Source organism: Mycobacterium sp. C31M (assembly GCF_053345865.1).
The window spans coordinates 97280-118984 of the sequence record NZ_JBKFAX010000015.1; the positions used below are offsets into that span (position 1 = coordinate 97280).

Genomic DNA, 21705 nt, shown 5'->3' on the forward strand with positions numbered 1-21705 from the left:
CTAGTCCAGGTCGACGCGGATGGTGAGCAGATCGCTTCCCATCACGCGGACCACCGCGCTGTTGAGCTGCGGCAGTTCGGCCAGCCGGGCGATCGGGTCATCCGAGGGCAGCAGGTGTGCCGTGCCGGTGCGCCACCGGCCGCGGATACGCACCCGCACGGCCGGGTCGGCCTTGATGTTGAGCACATAGTGCGAATGCTCACCGTGCTCGGAGACCATCCAGAAGGCGTTGTCGATGACCCGTCCGCCGACGGCGGTGCGACGGGGCTGCCCCGATTTGCGGCCGGTGGTCTCCAGCATGGTCACCGGCAGCCGTCGGCCCACCGGATTGACCACGAGGCGCTGAACGGTGTGCACGACCCTGCGCTTGAGCGTCATTCGCCGAGTCTAGGTCGCGACGGGCTCACAGCGGACGTCGAAATTCACCGAGTTGGCGATGAAACACAGGTGATGGGCGCGGTCGTGGATATCGGCCAGCGCATCGGCCTGTGCCGGATCGGCGAGCTGCAGCGCCGGACGCAATGTGACCTCGGTGAAGTAGCCGCCGCCGTTCTCGGTCTGAGCCATGGTGCCCGACGGGTGATCGGTATAACCGGTCACGACGATGCCGTTCTGTGCGCACAGCGCCAGGACCCACAGCATGTGGCATTGCGACAGACTGGCCACCAGCAGTTCCTCCGGGTTCCAGCGGCTCGGGTCGCCGCGGAACGACGGATCGGCACTGCCGGCGATCGTCGGCTTGCCCGGCGCGCTGACATCGTGGGCGCGCTCGTAATCGCGATACCCACTGGTTCCGGTGCCGGTGTCACCGGTCCAGGTGATGTCCAGCTCGTAGTGATGGGTCTTGCCTGCCATTCCTCACACGGTAGGCGTCCACCCCAGGGCCGGTCCGAGGTGGTCGGCCAGATCGGCGATGATCTGGGTGTAGTCCGCGGGCTCGAAGGTGAACGGCAGCGCAAAGGTGACCTCGTCGGCGCGCTGGAATCCGGCGTGCGCGAACAGCTGATCGGCGAGTTCGTCGGAAGGCCCGACATAGTCAGGGGAGAACATCATGCCGCGCGGACCCTGCGGCGACGTGGTGCGCTCGAACCGGGCGGCCGCGTACTCGCGGTAGCGGCGAATCTGGCCATCGGTGGCGCTGTCGGTGGGTATGACGACCAAACCCTGTGAGACCCTGGGAGTTCCGCGATGCGCGGCCCGGTAGGCGTCGATGTGCTCGGCCTGGATGGTGGCGAAATCCCGGGACTCGGTCCCCTCGACGGAGACGACCGAACTGGTCAGATAGTTCAGGCCCTGCTGCCCGGTCCAGATCGCCGACTCCCGGCCGCCGCCGTACCAGAGCCGGTCGGCCAACCCGGGCGCGTGCGGTTGCACGTAATTGGTGAACTGTTCGATACCGACGGTGCCCTCGAAATCGCTGACCGGTTCGCCGCGCAGCGCCCGCAGCAGCCGTAACACCCGTTCCTTGGAGAAGTCCTCGGCGTCATGGGTGTCCGGGTAGAGCGCCGCCTTGTAATGGTCGTAGAGCATCGGGGTGCCCACCGACACACCGGGATTGATGCGACCACCGGACAGCAGGTCGACCGTCGCCAGATCCTCGGCCAACCGCAGCGGGTTCTCCAACCCCAGCGGGATCACCGCGGTGCCGAGTTCGATGCGCGACGTGCGCTGGCTGGCGGCGGCCATGATCGCCACCGGCGACGAGATCCCCGGCTGCAGATGCCGGCAGCGCAGCCACACACTGTCGAAGCCGAGCCGTTCGGCCGCGACGATGGTGTCGAGTGTCTCCTCGATACCCGGCCGGGGATCGGCGGCGTCGAAGCGGCCGATGGTCAGGAAGCCGAGCTTCTGCAGTGGTTCACCGCGACCTGGCATGTGTGGTCACCTTTCTATGGCGAGCAGACGCAAACTTGCATCATTTCCTGGGGAAATGCGCGAGTTTGCGTCTGCTCGCGGGAAATTAGGCAGCCGCAGTGACCGACTCGGCGGCCGGCTCCAGTGCCAGCGCGACGATCTCGGCAACATCGGTCATCGGCCGCACCTCCAGCGCCGCCAACACCTCGGCCGGAACCTCGTCCAGATCCGGCTCGTTGCGGGCCGGGATGAACACCGTCTTCAGCCCCGCCCGTTGTGCGGCAAGCAGCTTCTGCTTCGCCCCGCCGATGGGCAGCACCCGTCCGTTCAGCGTCACCTCACCGGTCATGCCCACATCGCTGCGAACCTGACGTCCGGTGGCCATCGACACCAGGGCGGTCACCATGGTGACACCGGCCGACGGACCGTCCTTGGGCACCGCGCCCGCGGGCACGTGCACGTGGATCTGCCGGTCCAGCGCCTTCGGATCAACGCCCAACTGCTCGGCGTGCGACCGCACGTAGGACAGCGCGATCTGCGCCGACTCCTTCATCACGTCACCCAGCTGGCCGGTCAGCTTCAGCCCGGGGTCACCATCGGTCGAGCCGGCCTCGATGTAGAGCACATCGCCGCCCAGCCCCGTGACCGCCAGACCAGTCGCCACACCGGGCACCGCTGTGCGCTCGTCGGAATCCGGCGTGAACCGCGGACGGCCCAGGTACTCAACCAGATCCGGTTCGTCGATGGTCAACGCCTGTGGATCCGACGAGAGTTTCGTGGTCACCTTGCGTAACGCCTTGGCCAGCAGTCGCTCGAACTGCCGCACACCCGGTTCACGGGTGTAGTCGGCTGCGATCTTGCGCAGCGCGGCGTCGGTGACGGTGAACTCCTCGGCGGTCAGCGCTGCCCGCTCGGCCTGCCGTGGCAGCAGGTAATCCCGGGCGATGGCCACCTTGTCATCCTCGGTGTAACCGTCGATCTGGATCAGCTCCATGCGGTCCAGCAGGGCCGACGGGATGTTCTCGATGACGTTGGCGGTCGCCAGAAACACCACATCGGACAGGTCCAGATCCAGCTCCAGGTAGTGATCCCGGAACGTGTGGTTCTGCGCCGGGTCGAGCACCTCCAGCAGCGCGGCCGACGGGTCGCCCCGGTAGTCGGAGCCGACCTTGTCGATCTCGTCCAGCAGCACGACCGGATTCATCGAACCCGCCTCGCCGATGGCCCGCACGATGCGGCCCGGCAGCGCGCCGACATAGGTGCGCCGGTGACCACGGATCTCGGCCTCGTCACGCACGCCGCCCAGCGCGACGCGCACGAACTTACGGCCCAACGCCCGTGCCACGGACTCGCCCAGCGACGTCTTACCGACACCGGGAGGGCCTGCCAGCACCATGACGGCACCGGAACCGCGACCGCCGACGACGGCCATCCCACGCTGGGCGCGTCGTGCCCGCACGGCCAGGTACTCGACGATGCGATCTTTCACATCGTCCAGCCCGTGGTGATCGGCGTCCAGGACCTCCCGCGCCGACGTGAGGTCGGCAGAGTCCTCGGTCGTGACATTCCACGGCAGGTCCAGCACGGTGTCCAGCCAGGTGCGGATCCAGCCGCCCTCGGGGCTCTGGTCACTGGAGCGTTCCAGCTTGCCGACCTCGCGCAGCGCGGCCTCGCGCACCTGCTCGGGCAGATCGGCTGCCTCGACGCGGGCGCGATAGTCAGCTTCACCTTCTTGGCCGTCAGGTCCCAACTCACCGAGTTCCTTGCGGATGGCTGCCAGTTGCTGGCGCAGCAGGAATTCCTTCTGCTGCTTGTCCATCCCGGCCCGGACGTCCTCGGCGATCTTGTCGTTGACCTCGGTTTCGGCCAGGTGCTCGCCGGTCCAATCGATCAGGACGCGCAGTCGGGCGTTCACGTCCTGGGTCTCCAGCAGCTCACGCCGCTGGATATCAGTCAGATAGGACGCATAGCCGGCGGTGTCGGCCAGTGCGGACGGGTCGCTGATCTTGTTGACGACGTCGACGATCTGCCAGGCCTCGCGGCGCTGCAACATCGCCAGCAGCAGCTTCTTGTATTCGGCGGAAAGGGCTTTGGTCTCGTCGGTGGACGCCTGTTCGGCGACCTCCTCGACCTGCACCCACAGGGCCGCGCCCGGTCCGGTGGTGCCGGACCCGATGTGTGCGCGGTTCTCACCCTTGACCACGGCGGCCGCGCCGCCACCGGGAACTCGGCCGACCTGCACGATCGAGGCCAGCACACCATAGGTGGGGTAGCGGTCATCGAGGCGCGGGGCAATAAGCAGCTTCCCGTTCTCACTGGCCTGAGCTGCGTCGACGGCCGCGCGGGCGGCGTCGTCGAGCTCGATGGGCACCACCATGCCGGGCAACACGATGGGCTCACTGACGAACAGCACCGGGACTGCGATGGCTTGAGACATCAATCCTCCAAAGTTGAATCTGATGCACTCAACTTCAGCGTGGATGAGTTTGTTCCCCGGGTGCCGGCGCTGCGCTGTGGGCGAACGCACGCGGTCACTGCCCGTAGGTATATCGCAGATTCGCGTTGATCAACTCCCCGATGCGGTGCCGCATCATGCGCACCGCGTCATCCTCGGGGACGGGCGCGTCGAGAAAGAGAGTCCAGCGCAGGTCGGTGCCGCGGTCATCGCGCGCGGCCAGATCGAAGCGCAACCGTGCGTCCGGTCGCGCTGTCCACAACGATGACCACACCACCACCGTGGGTCGCACACACTCCAGAACGGTCGGTTCTATCTCGTCGTCGTGCAGTTCCAGCCAGGGGCGGGCCGGCTGGCGATGCGGATCGCACAGGTCCTCAAACACCGCCCAATCCGGTGCGGGTTGGCTGCGTTGGCGTGATGCGACCTCCATGTCGAGGGGCTTTTGGCTAACGAACCCGGTCCAGCCACCGCGCGATACGCGGTTCGAACACCGCCAACAACAAGGCGATTATCGGCCATAGCGCGCCGATCACCACCGTGGTGTGCCAGGCGTCCGGCGTCCAGCCGTCGTCGTACTCGATGTGGAAGTACGGGCGGATGATGCCGTACTGAATGGCCGGGGCGATCGCAATGCACAGCGCCAGACCCGTTGTGGCGCCGAACGCGCCCCGCAGCAACAGCGCGCGAGGGGTGCGCACCGTCGGCGCCGGGTGGTGATGGGCCAGGAGGATCAACAGCAGCATGGTGCCGATGACAATGGCGAGGATGTCCCAGTCGCCGTCACCGAAGATGAACGCCACGGCGCCGGCGACGGTGGCCAGGGCCAGCGCGCCCGGATCGACACGCTGCGGGTCGTGGGGTCTGAGCGCGGGTGTGTCCCCGTCGTCGGGCATGGCAGCACTTTATTGCCGCGACAACGATTATTCGTCGCGAATCGCCGCGCGGCGGCCTCATCGTTCCAAGGCGCTGACCTGCTCGATGCTCATGGCCTCGGCGAGATGCTGCAGCGAATCGTGGATTCGCGCACGACGGCGCCACAGCCCGATGTTCATGCCGGTCTGCTGCAGGAAGCGTCGCTCCAAGGTGCGCCGGCTCATCGTCAGTCGCACCGCCGCATCGGCGAGCGGGAGCGCAGGCTCGGCGCGCAGCAGCTCTGCCGCACAACGCATCTCTTCGTCATTCGGTACGGGAAGCTGCAGTCCTGCGCCGGGCAAGGTGCGTAGTTGGTCCAGCAGGACCGTCAGCCTCGCGTGGTCGGTATCGGCCTCGTCGTACAACGGGCAGATCTGCACGACGTGCAGCAGTAGCTCGCGTGGAAAGCCCTGAACCGCAATGACTTCGACACCTGCAGGCGACGCGTTGAGATCGGTGTCGAAGTACAGCATCCGCACCGCCGCGCGGTAGCGATTGGTCATGACGGCGGTGGTGCCGTCGGGAACCCACAACGCGCGCTGCGGTGGCACCGTCGATTGCACGCGCCCGGCCTGCACCGACACGCTGCCCGCCGCGGTGTAGATCTTCACGACACTTCGGGGCGGTGCGACCATTCACCACATGAACGCACATCTGACGCATTTCGCCATCAACGCCGACGACATCGACGAAGCCAGGCAGTTCTACGAGAGCGTCATGGGTTGGACGTTCAGCGCCTGGGGCCCACCGGGATTCTTCAAGATCGCGACCGGGACACCCGAATCACCGGGTGTCCAGGGTGCGCTGCAGTCCCGACGGGAACTGGTGCCCGGTAAGCCGACCATCGGGCTGGAGTGCACGTTCGCCGTCGAGGATGTTGATGCGACTGCGGCCGCCGTCCTGCGGGCCGGCGGAACGCTACTGATGGAGCGATTCACCATCGCCGGGGTCGGACATCTCATCTTCTTCTCCGATCCTGCCGGCAATGCCGTCGGTGCCATGCAATACGACGCACAGGCGGGTTGACGCCTTCACGAATAAAAGCAGGGAGCCTGCCGTTCGGGGGATACGGCAGGCTCCCTGGGTTTTGGGGCTCAGAGCTAGGCGACTGCCTGAGCTCCCAGCACGCGCTGGATGTCCGGCTTCATCATCTGCAACTGCTGGCCCCAGTAACCCCAGCTGTGGGTGCCCTGGGCCGGGAAGTTGAAGACGCCGTTGGTGCCACCGGCCGCGATGTACTTGTCGCGGAAGCTGACGTTGGTCCGCAGGGTGAAGCCCTCCAGGAACTGGGCGGCCATCAGGTTGCCGACGTTGCCCTGCACGTCCAGGTCCGACGGGGTGCCGGTGCCGCAGTAGATCCACACGCGAGTGTTGTTGGCCACCAGCTGCTGGATGTTGACCATCGGGTCATTGCGCTTCCACGCCGGGTCCGAGGACGGGCCCCACATGCTCTCGGCGTTGAAGCCGCCGGCATCGTTCATCGCCAGACCGATCAGCATCGGCCACCAACCCTCGGACGGGTTGAGGAAGCCGGAAAGCGAAGCGGCGTAGATGAACTGCTGCGGATGGTGGATCGCGTAGTTCAGCGAGGCGCTACCGGCCATCGACAGACCGACCACGGCGTTACCCGTGCGCGACACACCCTTGGTGGCCTCCAGGTAGGCGGGCAGTTCCTGGGTCAGGAACGTCTCCCACTTGTAGGTGTAGTTCTGCCCGTTGCCCTTGGACGGTGCATACCAGTCGGCGTAGAAGCTGGACTGGCCACCGACCGGCATGATGGTCGACAGGCCGGACTGGTAGTACCACTCGAAGGCCGGGGTGTTGATATCCCAGCCGTTGTAGTCGTCCTGGGCGCGCAGACCGTCGAGCAAGTAGACCGCGTTCGGCCCGCCGCCCTGGAACTGCACCCGGATGTTGCGGTTCATCGACTGGGAGAACACGTCGAGGTACTCGACGGGCAGCCCGGGCCGTGAGAACGCGCCGGCAGTCGCCGAACCCCCGGCGAAACCGATCAGACCGGGCAGCGCCAGCATCGACGCGGCGACTACCGCCAGTCTGCGGAGCCAACCGCCACGGATTTTCCTGATGGTCTTCATAACGGCAACCAACCCACCTTTCGTGTCCAAGCAATCGCCGTTGCTTTCTTCGATGGGTAGTTCAACATGCGCCCCACCAGTCACACACGTACCAGCGCGGCGTGGTGGATCGCGGTTGGGCAACGATTGCGACTCGGCGTCGAGACCGTGGCGGCGCGCTAGTGTCGCCCGTATGGGTGACGGTCGCACACGCGTGCTCATCATCGGCGGGGGATTCGGCGGGCTGTTCTGTGCGCGCCGGCTCGGCCACCCCGACATCGACGTCACGCTGCTGGACCGGGCCGCCGGGCATCTGTTCCAGCCGCTGCTCTACCAGTGCGCAACGGGGACCCTGAGTATCGGCCATATCAGTCGCTCACTGCGCGAAGAACTTTCGCGACACCACAATGTCACCACCCTGCTCGGCGAGGCGGTGCACCTTAACGCCGGAACCCGCACCGTGACGGCCATGCGCCCCGATGACACCACCTTCACCATCGACTACGACGTGCTGGTGCTCGCGGCCGGCATGCGGCAGTCCTACTTCGGCAACGACGAGTTCGCGCAGTGGGCGCCGGGTATGAAGACCCTCGACGACGCGCTGTGCATCCGGCAACGCTTGTTCACCGCGTTCGAGATCGCCGAGACCCTGCCGGTCGGCCCGGAACGCGACGCCTGGCTGACCTTCGTCGTCGCCGGCGGCGGCCCGACCGGTGTCGAGATCGCCGGGCAGATCCGGGAACTGGCGACCCGCACCCTGGCGCACGAATTCCACAGCATCGACCCCGAGGATGCCCGGGTACTGCTCTTCGACGGCGGCGACCAGGTGCTCAAGAGCTTCGCCCCCAAACTGGCCGACAAGGCCGCCGGCATCCTCACCGATCTGGGCGTCGAACTGCACATGGGTGTGCATGTCACCGATGTCGGTCGCGACGGGGTCACCGTCACCCCGAAGAGCGGTGGGGAGGCGCAGTCCTACACGGCGCGGACGGTGTTGTGGACCGCCGGTGTCGAGGCCGTACCGTTCGCCCGGCACGCCGCGCGGGCGCTCGATGCGTCCGCCGATCGGGCTGGGCGCGTCGCGGTCGGTCCCGACCTGTCGGTACCGGGGCACCCCGAGGTGTTCGTCATCGGCGACCTCGCCGGCCGCGACGGGCTGCCCGGGGTGGCGGAGAACGCCATGCAGGGCGGCCTGCATGTGGCCGCGTGCATCCGCCGTGACCTCGACGGTAAGCCGCGCAAGGACTTCCGCTACCGCGATCTCGGGTCGGCGGCCTACATCAGCCGCGGCAACGCGGTCCTGCAGGTCGGCCCGGTCCGGCTGTCCGGATTCCCGGGTTGGGTGGCGTGGGGATTCATCCACATCGCGTTCCTCACCGGCCTGCGCAACCGGGTCAGCACCGTGGCCACCTGGATGGCGGCCATCGCCCGCGCGGGCCGCTCGCACCGGGCCTTCATGTTGGGTGGCAGCAGCGGCGACGAACGCCGCTACACCTGGTCGGAGATCGACAGACCAGAGGGCCCCGCTTAGGACGGTTCGACGATCACCCACCCGTGCGGCGGCACCACGAGTTCGCTGACCTGTTCGGCCGGTGGCGCACCCGAACCGGCGATCACCCGTCCGGGCCCGGGCAGCGGCACCGTCAGCGGATCGCCGTCGACGTTGAGCGCCACCAGCAGCGCCTGATCATCCGCCGACACCCGGTATGCGTACCCGGTGTTGGTCAGCAGCACGGACTCGGCGCGGGCGGTGTGCAGCCACGGGTTGCGTCGGCGCAGCCCGATCAGAAACTGATGCAGCGCCAGCGTGTCGTCGGCCGCCGGGCGCCGACTGAACTCGGGGCGCACCGCGTCATCGCCGCCGGCCCGGTCCTCCTTGATGCCGCGCCAGGCCCATTCGTCACCGGCGTAGACGCTCGGCGTCCCACCGGTGGTCAGCAGCAGGACCAGCGCATGTTCGAGGTGCCGCACATCGTCGAGCTTGCTGGCGATCCGGGTGACATCGTGATTACCGATGAACGTGAGCGGGACGAAGGTCTGCAGGAAGTCGTCATGCCGCTGCAGAGCCCAGTCCAGTTCGTGAAAGTTCTTGTCGTTCAACCCGCTCCAGACGGCCTTCCACAGCTCGTACTGGGTGACCGAGTCGAATCCCGCGGCGCTCACCTGGGCAGGGTAGTCGCCGTGGATGACCTCGCCGACGAACCACGCGTCGGGGTGGCTGGCGCGCACCTGCGGCAGCACCTCGCGCCAGAAGGCCGGGTTGACGGCGTAGGCGGCGTCCAATCGCCAACCGTCGGCGCCGCGGCGCAGCCAGTGCTCCATCACCTCCACGGTGTAGGCGATGACCTCGGGGTTGCGGTGGTTCAGCGCGATCAGCTCGCCGTGGCCCTCGAAGGTGCCAAAACCGTTGCGGCCATGGCGAAACCATTCCGTAGATCCGCCCTCGACGGCCGCCCGGTAGCGGGCGAAGTCGGTACCGACGTGGTTGAACACACCGTCGAGCAGCACCCGCAGCCCCCGCGCCCGGCACTCCTCGATAAGCCGGTCGAAATCGGCGTCGGTGCCCAACCGGGGATCGATCTGAAAGTGATCGGTGGTGTCGTACCCGTGTGTGCGCGAGGCGAACACCGGACCCAGCGCCAGGCCCGAGGCGCCCAACTCGACCGCATGGTCCAGCCAGTCCACGATGCGCAGCAGCCGATGCTCCTCGGCGGCCGGCGGTACCTCGGCCGGGAACGCCCCGACGAATCCGAGCGGATAGATCTGCCACCAGATGGCGTGGCTAACCCAGTCGGGGTCGGTCACGGTCGGAAGGTCCGCTCGTAGAGCTCGCGCATCTCGTCCTCGAGTTCGGGGGCCGGTCCGTCGACGGGAATCGCGGGGGCGACCGTGCCGATGGGCAGCGCGGCGACGGGTGCCGTCGGGGTGCCCCACTCGGCGCACCACCGGCCGAGCTGTGCCGAGGACGTGGCGTACACGATCCGCCCGAGCCCCACCCACGCGTGCGCGGCCGAACACATGGGGCAGTGCTCTCCGGACGTGTACACCGTGGCCGTGGCGCGCTGCGCCGGCGTCAGGTGCTCGACGGCCCAGCGGGCGATCGCGAACTCCGGATGCTGGGTCGCGTCACCACCGGCGACGTGGTTGTGGTCTTCGAACACGGTCTGGCCGGTCTCGTCGACCAGGATGGATCCGAACGGCTCATCGCCGAGGTCCAGCGCGGTGCGGGCCAGCTCTACACAGCGACGCAGATACCGGAGGTCTTCATCGCTGATCGCCACACGGGGGAGTTTACGCGGGCAGCTGTGTCAGGCCCGCAGACTCGTCGACCGCCGACGGTGCCGAGCCCCAGCACCAGGCCGCATAGGCCGCCGCGACCGCGATCGCTTCGACATCGGCTTTGCTGCCGCCGGCCGAGCGCACCGGGTCGGCCACCGCGTGACGGATCATTCCGACGAGGGCGAACAGTGGTTCGTCCGTGGGGCGTCGGGTCGACATGTGCCGTTCGTTGGACATCGTTGTCCTCTCCGAGAGGGAGACTGTGCGCCACCCGTATAGCGCAGGCCCCCCTGCAATTTCTCCTGGCCTACAGAATAGGTGGTCGGCGGCAGATTCGAGGCATGACACGTTGACTGCCAAGTAAATTCACCTATTCGCAACACTGTCCAGCCCGTGGCGTGACCTCCAGGCGGCACGCGCAGGACGCCAGCACCGGCACATCGGCGCGGGCGCGTGCCAGTTCCAGTTGCTGGGCGATGATTGCAGCTTCTCCGTGGCGGCTCAGTCGTTGCAGGCACTCGTGGTAACCGTGCAGGCTCCAGACATTGCCGGGATGCTGACACGACCGGCGCAATGTGCTGTCCAGCCCCAGGTCGGCAGCGTAGACGGCGGCGGCCTCCTCGATGCGACCCTGTTCCAGCAGCAGTGCGCCGTAGGCGTGCCGAGTGGGCTGCATCCAGCCCCATGGCTCGTCATAGGGCAGCGCGTCGTCGAGTGCGATCGCCTGCCGCAGGTGCGCGAAGGCTTCGTCGAATCGTTGTTCTCGGTAGGCGATTTCACCGTCGAGCATGGCGATCGCGATGGCGAGGATGTCCAGGCTGGTGTTGTTGAACAGGTAGCGGGTGTCCGGGATACGCGCGTAAGCGCTCGCCAGCGCGTCCCGCTCGGCGTGGGCCGCAGGTAGCTGGCCGGTGGCCGCATAGGCGATGCCGCGGCCGTAATGCACCGTGGCGGTGGTGGTGCAGTACAGGTCGGTGTCCTCGGGCAGCGGTAGCGCCACCAGCTCGGTCCACCGACCGAACCGCACCAGCACGTGGACGTTCAGCGGTACAAAGGCCTCCAACCAGTCCGCCATCGGCGGGGACTCGATGGCCAGCAGCTCGGGGGTCAGCTGATCGGCCAGCTCGCGGGCCGCGTCGGTGGCGGTCCGGAACTGGCCTTCGAACATCGCCGAATAGACCACGAAGTGCAGATCGTGCGCGCGGTAGAGCGAATAGAAGTTCAGCGGTCCCTGATGCGCGACGAACTTGCGGTCGGCGTGCACGGCGGCCTGGTTGGCCACCACCGACGCACGGTAGTCACCGCAGAGCACATCGATATGGCTCGGCATGTGCTGCAGGTGGCCGGCATCGGGCACCAGCCCGCGCAGCCGATCGGCGGCCGGCAGCGCCGCCTCCGGGTGCGGTGACATCTCCATCGCGTGGATGTAGAGGTGCAGGATACCGGGGTGGGTAGGGCCGTCCGGTGCTGCCAGTGCGGCGTCCATGATCGCGACGGCCTCGACCACCCGCGAGTCGAGCGCCGGGTCCCCGGTCACGCTGTCCCACAACGCCCAAGCGGTGACATTGAGCAGCGCGTCGGCGGTCAGCGCCTGCACATCCAGATCGTCGGGATATGCCTGGACCACCGCCGCCATGGCGTCCGCGTAGTCGGCGTGGCCGCGCAGCAGCGCTGCGGAGTCCGACGGATCGTCGGTGGGGAACCGGACGGCCAGTGCGTCGATCAGCGCGCGCTCGGGGGCCGAGGCCCGGCCGGTGGCGGCCAGTTTCAGCTCGGCGCGCGCCCGGGCCAGCGCCTCGGCGAGCTCGACGGGATCGAAGGCCTCCCAGGCCTTGTTGTAGTTCGGTCCGACGGCGTAGGCGATACCCCACCGGGCGATCGCCAGATCAGGATCGTGTTCCAGCGCGCGCTCGAAACAGTGCACGGCCTCTTCGTGATTGAAGGCGTAGGCCCACACCAGCCCCCGGTCGAACCACAGCTGAGCCTGCGGCGCCGCGGTGTCGACCGGTCGGTGATAGGACCCCAGATCGTAGTAGGGCTCGGTCATAACGAAACGATAGTGCGCCTCAGGCGGACACACCGCGGCGTTGCCACAACTGACCGACCGCCGGAATCCGCACGACGGTGGCCGCGGTCGCCAAGACCGCTCCGGCGGCGGCCCAGATCAGCAGTGTGGCAAGTGGTGTCGCCGCACCGTGGCCGCCGAAGTACTCGATGCTGCGCAGCAGCGACACCCCCGAACCCTGCGGGACGATCTGATTGAACAACGTGTAGAACCCGGTGAGCAGTGGGCGCCCCACCGGGCCGGCCGCTGCGGCGTTGCCCACCACGACCAGGAACGCGGTCACCGCCATGGCGGCCACCGTGCCGAACGCGGCGGCGACTCCGGTCACCGCGCCGCCGACGGCCATCGCATACAGCCACAGCGCGCCGAACACCTGCCAGGGGTGGCCGGTGAGCGCACCGAGGCCGCTGTCCACATACACGGTGACCACACCGGCCAGCAGTGCCGAGTACCCGGCCAGCGTCGCGGTGCGCAGCGCCAGGGTCGCAGGCCGCTGGACGGCGCCGACCAGTCGGCCGAACGCGGCCGCGCCGACCGACGCGCCGATGGAGACGAAGATGACGGCGTAGAACTCGACGGTTCCGGACGGGTCGCCGGCCGAGGTCGGTGCGATATCGGTGACCGCGGGATGCAGTCCGGCGTCTGTGGCGGTCGCCCGGCCGACGGTTTCGGCGACGGTCGCCACACTGCGTCCGCCGCCACCGGCGACATAGATGTCCAGCGTCCGGTCGGGGCCGACGACGAAGGCGGCGTCGGCCCGGCGCTCCAGCACCTGGGTGCGGGCGGCGGCGTCATCGCCGACCGCGGTGATCGTCAGTTCGGGCCGCGACTGCAGCCCGTCGACGAGTTGTTGCGGCGCGGCGACGGCGACGTCGAGGTGCCGCAGCGTCGGTTTGGCGAACGCGCCTGCGTAGCTGGCGATCATCGCCAGCACCAGGGCGGTGAACACACCCATGGCCAACAGCACATTGCGGACCTGGGTGCGGGTGACCGCCGGCGGGGTGGGGATATCCGGCGGGGTGGGGATATCACGAAGCTTGGCCATCAGATCCGTCCCGGCAGGGTCAGCAGGGCATCGACGGTGTCGAAGGCCGCGGCCACCCGGTCGCGCAGATCGCGCGCGCCTTGGGCATCCGGTGCCTCCATCCAGGAGCGCAGCACCTCCATGAAACCGCCGACCAGGAAGCGGGTGACACCCTCGACGGTCAGCCCGGAGATCGGGGGGAGGACGGCCATGCCGTGGGCGGCGATCTCGGCGCAGGCCGGGGCGAGTGCGATGCGGAAGGCGTCGACGACCCGCTGCGTCACGGCACTGGGCACGACATTGCGGTACATGTCGCGGTGCTCGCCGGCGAATTCGAACAGCGCCGTGATGCGGACCCGCGGATCGTCACCGATATCGGCGGTCGCCCGGCCGAACGCGACCGCGAACGACGCGGCCACCGCGTCATCGCGGTCGCGGAAGTGTTGGTAGAACACCTGCCTGCTGACTCCGGCGCGGCCGACGATGGTCGCGACGGTCAGTTCGTCGACGGGGTGTTCGTGGGCCAGCGCAAAGGCGGCCTCGTGCAGGAGGGTGCGGACCCGCTCGGCTCGCGGGTCGACGCTGTGGGTGCGTGCTGCCATGGCCTCAGCGTAGAGGGTTTCATAGACAGTTGACCACGAAAACTTAGGTTATCTATACCACCTGCTCGACGGTTGTGTGACCGCCGCCGCAAGCTGGGCGAAACTCGCGCACCCGGGGTTCGCGCGGCGGCCGTCGGAGCCCCGGGTACGCGAGTTTCGCCAGGCAAGGTCAGTGGCCGGCGACGATGTCGCTCTCGTCGACCACCACTGGATCCTTGGCACCCGGCAGGAAGGAGAAACACACGCACACCAGGCCGAAGAACAGATAGCCCAGTGCCACCGCGGGACTGGCCGCCCAGGTGACCTCCGGCGCATGGATCAACCCGATGAAGGACAGCGCCGCCGCGACGGCCGCCGCGATCGCGGAGTACAGGAACTTCTTCTCCAGGATGAAGACCACCATGGTGCCCAGCAGCATGCCGGACAGCACCGCGCCCTCGCCGAGGGTCTTCAGCCCCTCATAGACCACCCCGGATCCGTTGAGCGCCTCCATGCCCACCTCGGCGGCGGTGGTGCCTGCGGCGTTGAGCGCATTGTCGATCTGCGTCTTGCCCCATTCCGCCAGGTTCGGCAGCAGCGCGGCGACGACGGCGATGGCGTGCAGACGTGGCACCGCCTGGAACGCCTGCGCGCCGATCAGCAGACCGATATAGAGCAGGATCGGCACGATCGCGGGCACCGGCAGCAGGGCCGCCAGCACGCCGAAAAGCCCGATGAAGCAGAAGATCCCGATCACCGCACCGCTGGCCAGCGAGTAGCTCGCCCGGCCGCCGGCGTCCTTCCAGCCCGGGTGGCCGATGTACACCGCGGGCGGGAACGGCGAACCGAAGGCTGAGCCGACGACCGCCCCGGCACCGTCGGCCAGCAGCACACTGCGCAGGTTGTAGTTGTCCCCGGCGGCCGCCGCACTCTCGACATTGCTCATCGCCTCGGTGAAGTTGTACACACCGAGCGGGATGGCGGTGCCGAGCAGCGGTGCCAGATCGGCGAGTCCGCTGAACAACATGTCCAGGCGCAGATCGGGGATGCCGATCGCGATGTCGCTGAAGGCCTGCCCGACATCCGGTGCCGACATGTAACCGCCGGCCCAGCCGATCGCGGTACCGACCAGCAGCGCCACCAGGCCGATCGGAATACCGCCCGGCAGTTTCACATTCGTGAAGAACCCGATCAGGATGATGGCCAACACCGGCAGGCCGATCCAGGCCGCCTCCCACATCTGCGCGGCGGGCCGCATCGAGATGAAGGTGATCGAGATACCGGCCAGCGTCCCGAGCATGGCGGCGCGCGGGGTCAGCATCCGGATGTAGGGCCCGACGAACGCCCCGATCATCACGATGATGCCGATCAGGAACGCCCACGCCAGGCCGGCCTGCCAGGCCTGGATCGGATCGTCGGTGGCCAGGTACACCGGCAGCATGACGACGAACACCACGATGAACATGTGCGGTACCGACGGCCCGTAGGGCAGCGCGGTTACGTCGGTTCGGTTCTCCCGCTTGGCCAGTCGCCGCGCCAGGAAGGTGTAGTACAGGTTGCCCAGGATGAGCGCGACGCCGAGCGCGGGCAGCACGGTGCCCAGTACGTCGCCGGCGGGCACCGCGATGACGCCGATCATGAGACCGGTCAGGGTCAGGACGTTGACGAGGATGTTGAAGCCCAGTCCGAAGAAGGCGTTGGTGTCACCCTTGGTCCACCACGACACCGTGGGTGCGGTCTTGGGGGCGGGCGGATCTACAGGCGGGTCGGTTATCTCAGTGCTCATTGTGAACTCCTCTCAGGCGGCGTTGACGGCGATGGTCTGTAAGGCGGGAATGACGGCCGCACTGTCGGCGACCCAACCGAAGATGCCGCCCTGGGCGGCGATCATTTCCAGCCCGACACGCTGGAACTCCGGGAAATACGAACCGACACAATCGGATACCACCAGGCACTCGTATCCGCGGTCGTTGGCCTCGCGGGTGGTTGTGTGCACGCACACCTCGGTCGTGACGCCGGTGACCAACAGCTGGGTGATGCCGGCTGAGGTCAGCACATCCTGCAACTCGGTGGCGTAGAACGCGCCCTTGCCGGGCTTGTCGATCACCACCTCGCCCTCGATCGGGGCGAGCTCGTCGACGATGTCGTGCCCATATTCGCCCTGGATCAGGATGCGGCCGTACTTGCCCGCATCGCCGATCCGTTTCGACGGCGCCCCGCGATTCAGCTTGGCCGGCGGGCAGTCCGACAGGTCGGGCTTGTGACCCTCGCGGGTGTGGATGACCAGGATGCCGGCCTCCCGCGCCGCGGCGATCAGCGCAGCCAGTGGCGGGACCACCTTGAGCAGCTGGTCGACATCATTGCCCAGACTCTCGCCGAAACCACCGGGCAGCAGGAAGTCTCGCTGCATGTCGATGATGATCAGGGCGGTCTTCTCGGCGACCAGGTCGAACGGGCCGGGGGTGGCGGGGACGGGCGTGGTTTGGGTCATATGCGCTCCTGGGTGACGGCGGGGACGGTGATTTCTGCGGCGGTGTCGGTGGTGCGGGGCTCGTCGAGGATCTGGGCGGCCACCTGCAGTGCCAGGTCGTCGCGCTGGGCGGCCGAGAGCACGGTGGCGCTGTACGGGCGGCCGTCGGCGGTGCGGCCCAACGGGACTGCCACGCCCAGCAGGTCGAGCAGATTGCCGAAATGTGTGTAGTGCCCGAGCATCGTGTTGGTGTCGATGGGGCGCTCCAACACCTGCTCGACGGTGAAGGTGGTGCCGATGGTCGGCACGATCAGCACGTCGATATCGCGCCAGATCCGGCTCACCTTGGCGCGCAATTCCTGCAGCCGCTGCAGCGCGGCGAAGGCGTCCACGGCGGTGTAGCGTTCGCCGCTGCGCAGGATGTCGCGCACCACCGGATGGATCGAATCCGGGTGCTCGGCCAGGAAATCACCGAACACAACCAGCCTTTCGGCGACCCACGGGCCCTGGTACAACAGCTCGCCGGCAGCCAGGAACGGTGCCAGCGACACCTCGACGGTGTTCACCTGCCCGGCCAGGCGCTCCCGGAAGGCGAGGTGCGCGCGCGCCATCTCGTCATCGCCGAAGAACTCCAGCTCGGCGATCGCCGGAAGGCCGACCGTGATCGGTGCGCCGGCATAGCGCGGGCCGCGGTCGCGTGACCACCCGTCGGCGTCATCGCGGCCGGCCATCACGTCGAATACCCGGTCCACATCGTCGATGCAGCCGGCCATCATCGTGATGCAGTCCAACGATTTACACGCCGGTACCAGTCCGACGGTGCTGATCAGCCCGCGGGACGGTTTGAACCCGATGACACCGTTGAGCGCGGCGGGCACCCGGCCGGAGCCGGCGGTGTCGGTGGCGACCGCGAACGGCACCTGACCGAGCGCGACGGCCAGGGCCGAACCCGAGCTCGAGCCGCCGGAGATCATCTCGTTGCCGTAGACGCTGCGCGGCACCGTGTAGGGCGTGCGGGTGCCGTTGAGCCCGGTGGCGAACTGATCGAGGTTGGTCTTGCCGACATACAGCGCACCGGCGTCGAGCAGTCGCTGGACCGCGGGTGCGGTCTCGGTCGCCACATAGCTGTAATCCGGGCAGGACAGGGTTGTCGGCACCCCGGCCACGTCGATGCTGTCCTTCACCCCGAAGGGCACCCCGTAGAGCGGCAGGGTGCGCGCGCCGGGGCGCCGCTCGATCTCGGCGGCAGCGGTCAGCAGGTCATCGCGGGACACGGTGGACAGCCAGGTGCCGTCATCGCCACGTGCGGCAATGGCGTCGGCGACCCGTGCCGCGGTTTTTGTCGGCGATCCGCTGCCACTGGCATGTGAGGACAGAATCTCGGCCACCGACGGACCGATCGAAGGACCAAGTGCATCAAAACCCATGTCTGTCGATTGTCGACAGAATTGCGGCGATCTCGGAACGCTTGTGTGTCGATCGTGTTAGCGATCCGGCGGCAGATCCAGGAATTGCAGGTGGCCGTGATCGGCCAGCGCGGTGATCACGGTGTCGGCATCGTTGCTCTCCAACGCCGTCAGGATCGCGCGGTGCCGGTCGATCCCGTCGGTGGCCCGGTGATGCCGGGCCTCCTCGCGCAGGTTCATCGCCATCGGCAGCTGCAGTTTCAGCAGGATGGGCGCCAACGCGATGTCGAGCTGACGGTTGCCGGCCAGACCCACCACCGCGGCGTGGAACCGCCGGTGCGCGTCGTCGCGCTCCATTTCGTCGGCGGCGCAGTCCATCTCGTCGAGCATGCGGCGCACCGGTTCCAGCTCGACCGTCGGATCCGCCATCGGCAATGCGAGCTGGATGGCGTGCCGTTCGAGCACATTGCGCAGTGCGAACAACTGCAGGATGTCGGAGGGCGACCAGACCGTGACCCGCGATCCCCGGCGGGGCAGGTGCTCGACGAGGCCCTGCTGGGTCAGCAGCCGTAACGCCTCGCGTAGCGGGGCCCGGCTGATTCCGAAGTCGGCGCACAGCTGCTCCTCGACGAGTTTCTCGCCGGGGCCCAGCGCGCCGCTCAGGATGGCGGCACGAAGCCGGTCGGCGGCCACGTCGACGAGTGTCGCGGGCAGCTCGTGAACCGGGCCGTCCATCCTGGGTGCCGCCATGGCTGCTGTCATCATCCCTTCGCGTCGACATCGTCGGCTCTGCGGCCATCGTAGAAACATTTGCCGGCTCGCGTCGCGGCGGGGGAACGCCGCAGACTCGACAGGGTCGGTAGAACGTGTTCTAGTTCTTGGATGCTGGACTTCACACTCGAGGACCTCAGCGCTGAGGATGTCGAGCAACTGCGTCTCATCTACCGGCCGCTCACCCAGTCGGTACGCGAGCTCATCGACGCCACCATCCGCACCGCGACCGACGCCGACACCGTCGCGGCGGCCAAGGCACAGATCGACGCGGCGACCGCGGCGTTGCGCAGCAACCAGCTCGACGGTCCGTTCGGTGTCCGCGTCACCGCGCACGGTGACCGGATGCCCTGGGGTAACGCGGTGATCGGACTGCGCAATCCGATCGCGCCGCCGCTGCTGGTCCAGCGCGCCGGCGACGGCTCGGTCGCGGCCGAATTCACCCTGGGCGCCGCCTACGAGGGTCCGCCCGGACATGTGCACGGCGGTGTCGCCGCGCTGATCCTCGACCATGTACTCGGTGAGGCCGCCAGCCCGGCGACCAGCCCGCGGCTGACGGGCACCATCAGCATCCGCTATCTGCGACCCACGCCGCTGGGTGCGTTGCGTACCGAGGCCGCGATTGTCCGCACCGAAGGTGTCAAAACCTTTGCCGCCGGCACGATATCGGATGCCGAAGGCCCGACCGTGCAGGCCGAAGGTGTGTTCATCCGGCCCAAGTGGGCACGCGACTAACGGCTCACCTCGATATCCCGGGACGCCACCTCGGTCACCACCGCGGTGATGGTCGCGATCTCACCCACCAGCACCCGTTCGGCGGCGTCGGCATCGGTCAGCAGCGCCGCGGCCTGCCGCACCCCGGCGCCTGCGGCGAGTAGCGCGTCGGTGTCGACCCGCCAAGGCGCGGCCGGGGTGGCGGGATCCCCGGACAGTGCCTTGACGTATTCGTCCACCGCGGCCACGAACTCGCGATTCAGGGTGGCCGGCGGATGTGCAGGCAAATGCGCCTCCAAGGTCGCGCAGGACGTGGTGACGGCGTTCAGTGCCGCGCGGTAGGACCGCATCCACGGACGCAACTGCTGCCAGTCGGTGCCGGTCGCCCCGGCGCTGGCCTCGAAGGCGGTGCGGGCATTGACCGCCCGCGCCCAGGCCGCCTCGAGGGCTTCCTTGGGATGGTCGAGATCGTGGACGAAGGCCCGCACGACCATTGCCGCATAGTCGATCTCGGTCTTGAGCAACTCACCGGCGCGTTGCCGCAGCCGAACCAGCCCGTTGTCGGGCAGCGCGACGTGCACGGTCACCGCCAGCGCACCGCCGATCAGCACCGCCAGCAGTCGGTCACCGATCGCCTCGGCATCGGCGGTACCGCCGGTGTTTATGAGCAGCACCAGTGCCGCCGAGATCGCGGCGTGCACCGCCAGATAACTGAACTCGGCACTGGCATATGCCAGGGCCATGATCGCGACCGCCAGCACCGCCGACACCACGGCCGACGGCTCGAAGACGGCGATCAGCACCGCCCCGACCGCCACCCCGGCGGCCGTCCCGCTGATCCGCCATACACAGCGGGTATAGGTATGCGCGGTCTCCGGGCGCAGCACCATCAGGACGGTCAGTGCGATCCAGACGCCGTGTGGCACACCGGCGAACCGCCACACCACCACCCCGATCACGGTGGCCGCGGTGAGGCGCACCGCGTGCCGCAGGATGGGGGAGTTGCGGTCGGCCTGTTCGCGGACCAGGGCCGCCACCGCGATCACGGCGTGCGGCACACCCGGGCGGCGCAGGTGCGCGAGCTGCTCGGGTTCGAACTGTCCGAACCGCAGCTCGACGGCCTCGCGTAGTTGACTCGCCAGTCGCAGCGCCGGTTCGCGGGCCGCGCCCGTCACCGCCTCGGCCGCCCCGTCGAGTTGGCCGGTGGCATAACCGAGATCGCGGCGCGAACGCCGCCGCGCATGGGCGATGACCACCAGGAGCTCGGAGGCACTGCGCAACAGCCGGGTGACGGCGTCGTCCCGGGTGTGCGCGCCGAGTTCGGTCAGCGATTCGGTGATCCGCTCCGGCAGTCCGTACCAGCCGCGGTAGATCGGTGGGCGACGTTTGGCCAGCGCCTCGCTGACGGTGAACGCCTCGCGCAGCTTGAGTAGCGGCTCGGTGTCGACCGGAGCCTGCGGGTCGACGGCAATCCGGTCGGCATCGGCGGCCAGCGACAGGTAGGCGCGGGTGAGGGCGCTGCGTTGGGTGCGCCAACGACGTTGCGGCCACACGGCGATCAGCACGGCCTGGGTCAGCCCGGCCGCCAACGCGAGCCCGGCGGCGCCGAAGGCGGCGGCCGTCGACCCGGGTGGTTCGGTGGTCAACAGCAGCGCCGTACTCGCGGCGGCCACGAGCCCGGCGTTGGCGCTCAACGTCCAGTGCAGCCCGGCGGCGACGCACCACACCGTCAACACGATCAGCAGGGCGATATCGTCACCGCCGGCCAATGCGCCGAGCAACACCGCCAGCGCCATCTCCACCGAGACGACTACGACGATCGGGAATCTGCCCCGCGGGCTGTCCTGCAGCGCGCTGGCCCCGGCCACGATGCCGGCGACGGCGGCACCGGCGGCCGCGGACACCTGGGCCGGCACACCCAGCACCAATGACACCGCCACGATGCCCAGCACCCCGGCCAGGCTGCGCAGCACCGCGCCCGAGTCGTACAGCGTCAGTCGCAGCCGGCGGCTCCAGATCATCCCGCCATTGTCACCCGAGTCGCTCTGGTACCACCGGTATTCGCCGCCGACGTGACCGACTCGCGTCCGGACCCG

Annotated in this window: 22 protein-coding genes; 3 read left to right on the forward strand and 19 right to left on the reverse strand. The window is 68.1% G+C overall.

Annotation, left to right across the window (positions count from 1 at the left end):
• From ACLBYA_RS22225 to ACLBYA_RS22255, 7 genes are all read right to left on the reverse strand, one after another.
• A complete protein-coding gene (locus ACLBYA_RS22225; protein ID WP_447711613.1) occupies positions 1-378 on the reverse strand; it encodes a nitroreductase family deazaflavin-dependent oxidoreductase in 378 nt (125 codons plus the stop codon).
• 9 nt (positions 379-387) lie between these two features.
• The gene (locus ACLBYA_RS22230; protein WP_447711614.1) at positions 388-855 is read right to left on the reverse strand and encodes an OsmC family protein; all 468 of its coding nucleotides are present in this window, start codon (positions 853-855) and stop codon (positions 388-390) included.
• Positions 856-858: 3 nt separating this feature from the next.
• The gene (locus tag ACLBYA_RS22235) at positions 859-1875 is read right to left on the reverse strand and encodes an LLM class flavin-dependent oxidoreductase (RefSeq protein WP_447711615.1); all 1017 of its coding nucleotides are present in this window, start codon (positions 1873-1875) and stop codon (positions 859-861) included.
• 85 nt (positions 1876-1960) lie between these two features.
• Positions 1961-4291, reverse strand: coding sequence for an endopeptidase La (gene lon / locus ACLBYA_RS22240; RefSeq protein WP_447711616.1), 2331 nt, complete (start codon positions 4289-4291; stop codon positions 1961-1963).
• A 94-nt stretch (positions 4292-4385) separates the two neighbouring features.
• Positions 4386-4742: a hypothetical protein gene (locus ACLBYA_RS22245; RefSeq protein ID WP_447711617.1), complete on the reverse strand. Its 357-nt coding sequence runs from the start codon at positions 4740-4742 to the stop codon at positions 4386-4388.
• Between the two features lie 16 nt (positions 4743-4758).
• On the reverse strand, positions 4759-5205 hold the full coding sequence (locus ACLBYA_RS22250) for a hypothetical protein (protein ID WP_447711618.1): 447 nt from the start codon (positions 5203-5205) through the stop codon (positions 4759-4761).
• Between the two features lie 57 nt (positions 5206-5262).
• The gene (locus ACLBYA_RS22255; RefSeq protein ID WP_447711619.1) at positions 5263-5835 is read right to left on the reverse strand and encodes a hypothetical protein; all 573 of its coding nucleotides are present in this window, start codon (positions 5833-5835) and stop codon (positions 5263-5265) included.
• A 31-nt stretch (positions 5836-5866) separates the two neighbouring features.
• Between ACLBYA_RS22255 and ACLBYA_RS22260 the strand changes: the two genes are divergently transcribed.
• On the forward strand, positions 5867-6250 hold the full coding sequence (locus tag ACLBYA_RS22260; protein ID WP_447711620.1) for a VOC family protein: 384 nt from the start codon (positions 5867-5869) through the stop codon (positions 6248-6250).
• A 74-nt stretch (positions 6251-6324) separates the two neighbouring features.
• On the opposite strand, the gene ACLBYA_RS22265 is transcribed toward ACLBYA_RS22260, so the two are convergent.
• Positions 6325-7320, reverse strand: a complete 996-nt coding sequence (locus ACLBYA_RS22265; protein WP_447711621.1) for an esterase family protein — start codon at positions 7318-7320, stop codon at positions 6325-6327.
• A 172-nt stretch (positions 7321-7492) separates the two neighbouring features.
• On the opposite strand from ACLBYA_RS22265, the gene ACLBYA_RS22270 reads away from it, so the two are divergent.
• The gene (locus ACLBYA_RS22270; RefSeq protein ID WP_447711622.1) at positions 7493-8830 is read left to right on the forward strand and encodes an NAD(P)/FAD-dependent oxidoreductase; all 1338 of its coding nucleotides are present in this window, start codon (positions 7493-7495) and stop codon (positions 8828-8830) included.
• Here ACLBYA_RS22270 and ACLBYA_RS22275 read toward each other — a convergent pair.
• The 10 genes from ACLBYA_RS22275 to ACLBYA_RS22320 form a co-directional block, all read right to left on the reverse strand.
• Complete coding sequence (locus ACLBYA_RS22275; RefSeq protein WP_447711623.1) at positions 8827-10104, reverse strand: alpha-amylase family glycosyl hydrolase; 1278 nt, start codon at positions 10102-10104, stop codon at positions 8827-8829. The genes ACLBYA_RS22270 and ACLBYA_RS22275 overlap by 4 nt on opposite strands.
• Entirely contained in the window at positions 10101-10580 is a 480-nt protein-coding gene (locus tag ACLBYA_RS22280) for a nucleoside deaminase (RefSeq protein ID WP_447711624.1), read from the reverse strand. The genes ACLBYA_RS22275 and ACLBYA_RS22280 overlap by 4 nt, the downstream gene beginning before the upstream one ends.
• A gap of 10 nt (positions 10581-10590) precedes the next feature.
• Positions 10591-10815 (reverse strand): hypothetical protein, encoded by a 225-nt coding sequence (locus tag ACLBYA_RS22285; RefSeq protein WP_447711625.1) that lies wholly within the window; start codon positions 10813-10815, stop codon positions 10591-10593.
• A 133-nt stretch (positions 10816-10948) separates the two neighbouring features.
• Positions 10949-12625 (reverse strand): tetratricopeptide repeat protein, encoded by a 1677-nt coding sequence (locus tag ACLBYA_RS22290; RefSeq protein WP_447711626.1) that lies wholly within the window; start codon positions 12623-12625, stop codon positions 10949-10951.
• A 19-nt stretch (positions 12626-12644) separates the two neighbouring features.
• Positions 12645-13598, reverse strand: coding sequence for a hypothetical protein (locus ACLBYA_RS22295; RefSeq protein ID WP_447711713.1), 954 nt, complete (start codon positions 13596-13598; stop codon positions 12645-12647).
• 89 nt (positions 13599-13687) lie between these two features.
• Positions 13688-14269: a TetR/AcrR family transcriptional regulator gene (locus ACLBYA_RS22300; RefSeq protein WP_447711627.1), complete on the reverse strand. Its 582-nt coding sequence runs from the start codon at positions 14267-14269 to the stop codon at positions 13688-13690.
• A 169-nt stretch (positions 14270-14438) separates the two neighbouring features.
• Complete coding sequence (locus ACLBYA_RS22305; RefSeq protein WP_447711628.1) at positions 14439-16034, reverse strand: regulator; 1596 nt, start codon at positions 16032-16034, stop codon at positions 14439-14441.
• Between the two features lie 12 nt (positions 16035-16046).
• Positions 16047-16739 (reverse strand): cysteine hydrolase family protein, encoded by a 693-nt coding sequence (locus tag ACLBYA_RS22310; protein ID WP_447711629.1) that lies wholly within the window; start codon positions 16737-16739, stop codon positions 16047-16049.
• The gene (locus tag ACLBYA_RS22315) at positions 16736-18145 is read right to left on the reverse strand and encodes an allophanate hydrolase (protein ID WP_447711630.1); all 1410 of its coding nucleotides are present in this window, start codon (positions 18143-18145) and stop codon (positions 16736-16738) included. Before ACLBYA_RS22315 ends, ACLBYA_RS22310 begins: the two co-directional genes overlap by 4 nt.
• 57 nt (positions 18146-18202) lie before the next feature.
• A complete protein-coding gene (locus ACLBYA_RS22320; protein ID WP_447711631.1) occupies positions 18203-18874 on the reverse strand; it encodes a GntR family transcriptional regulator in 672 nt (223 codons plus the stop codon).
• Between the two features lie 132 nt (positions 18875-19006).
• Here ACLBYA_RS22320 and ACLBYA_RS22325 point away from each other — a divergent pair, with 132 nt between their 5' ends.
• Complete coding sequence (locus ACLBYA_RS22325; protein ID WP_447711632.1) at positions 19007-19630, forward strand: PaaI family thioesterase; 624 nt, start codon at positions 19007-19009, stop codon at positions 19628-19630.
• Here the strand turns inward: ACLBYA_RS22325 and ACLBYA_RS22330 are convergent.
• A complete protein-coding gene (locus ACLBYA_RS22330) occupies positions 19627-21630 on the reverse strand; it encodes an FUSC family protein (protein WP_447711633.1) in 2004 nt (667 codons plus the stop codon). The genes ACLBYA_RS22325 and ACLBYA_RS22330 overlap by 4 nt on opposite strands.
• Positions 21631-21705 lie beyond the last annotated feature (75 nt).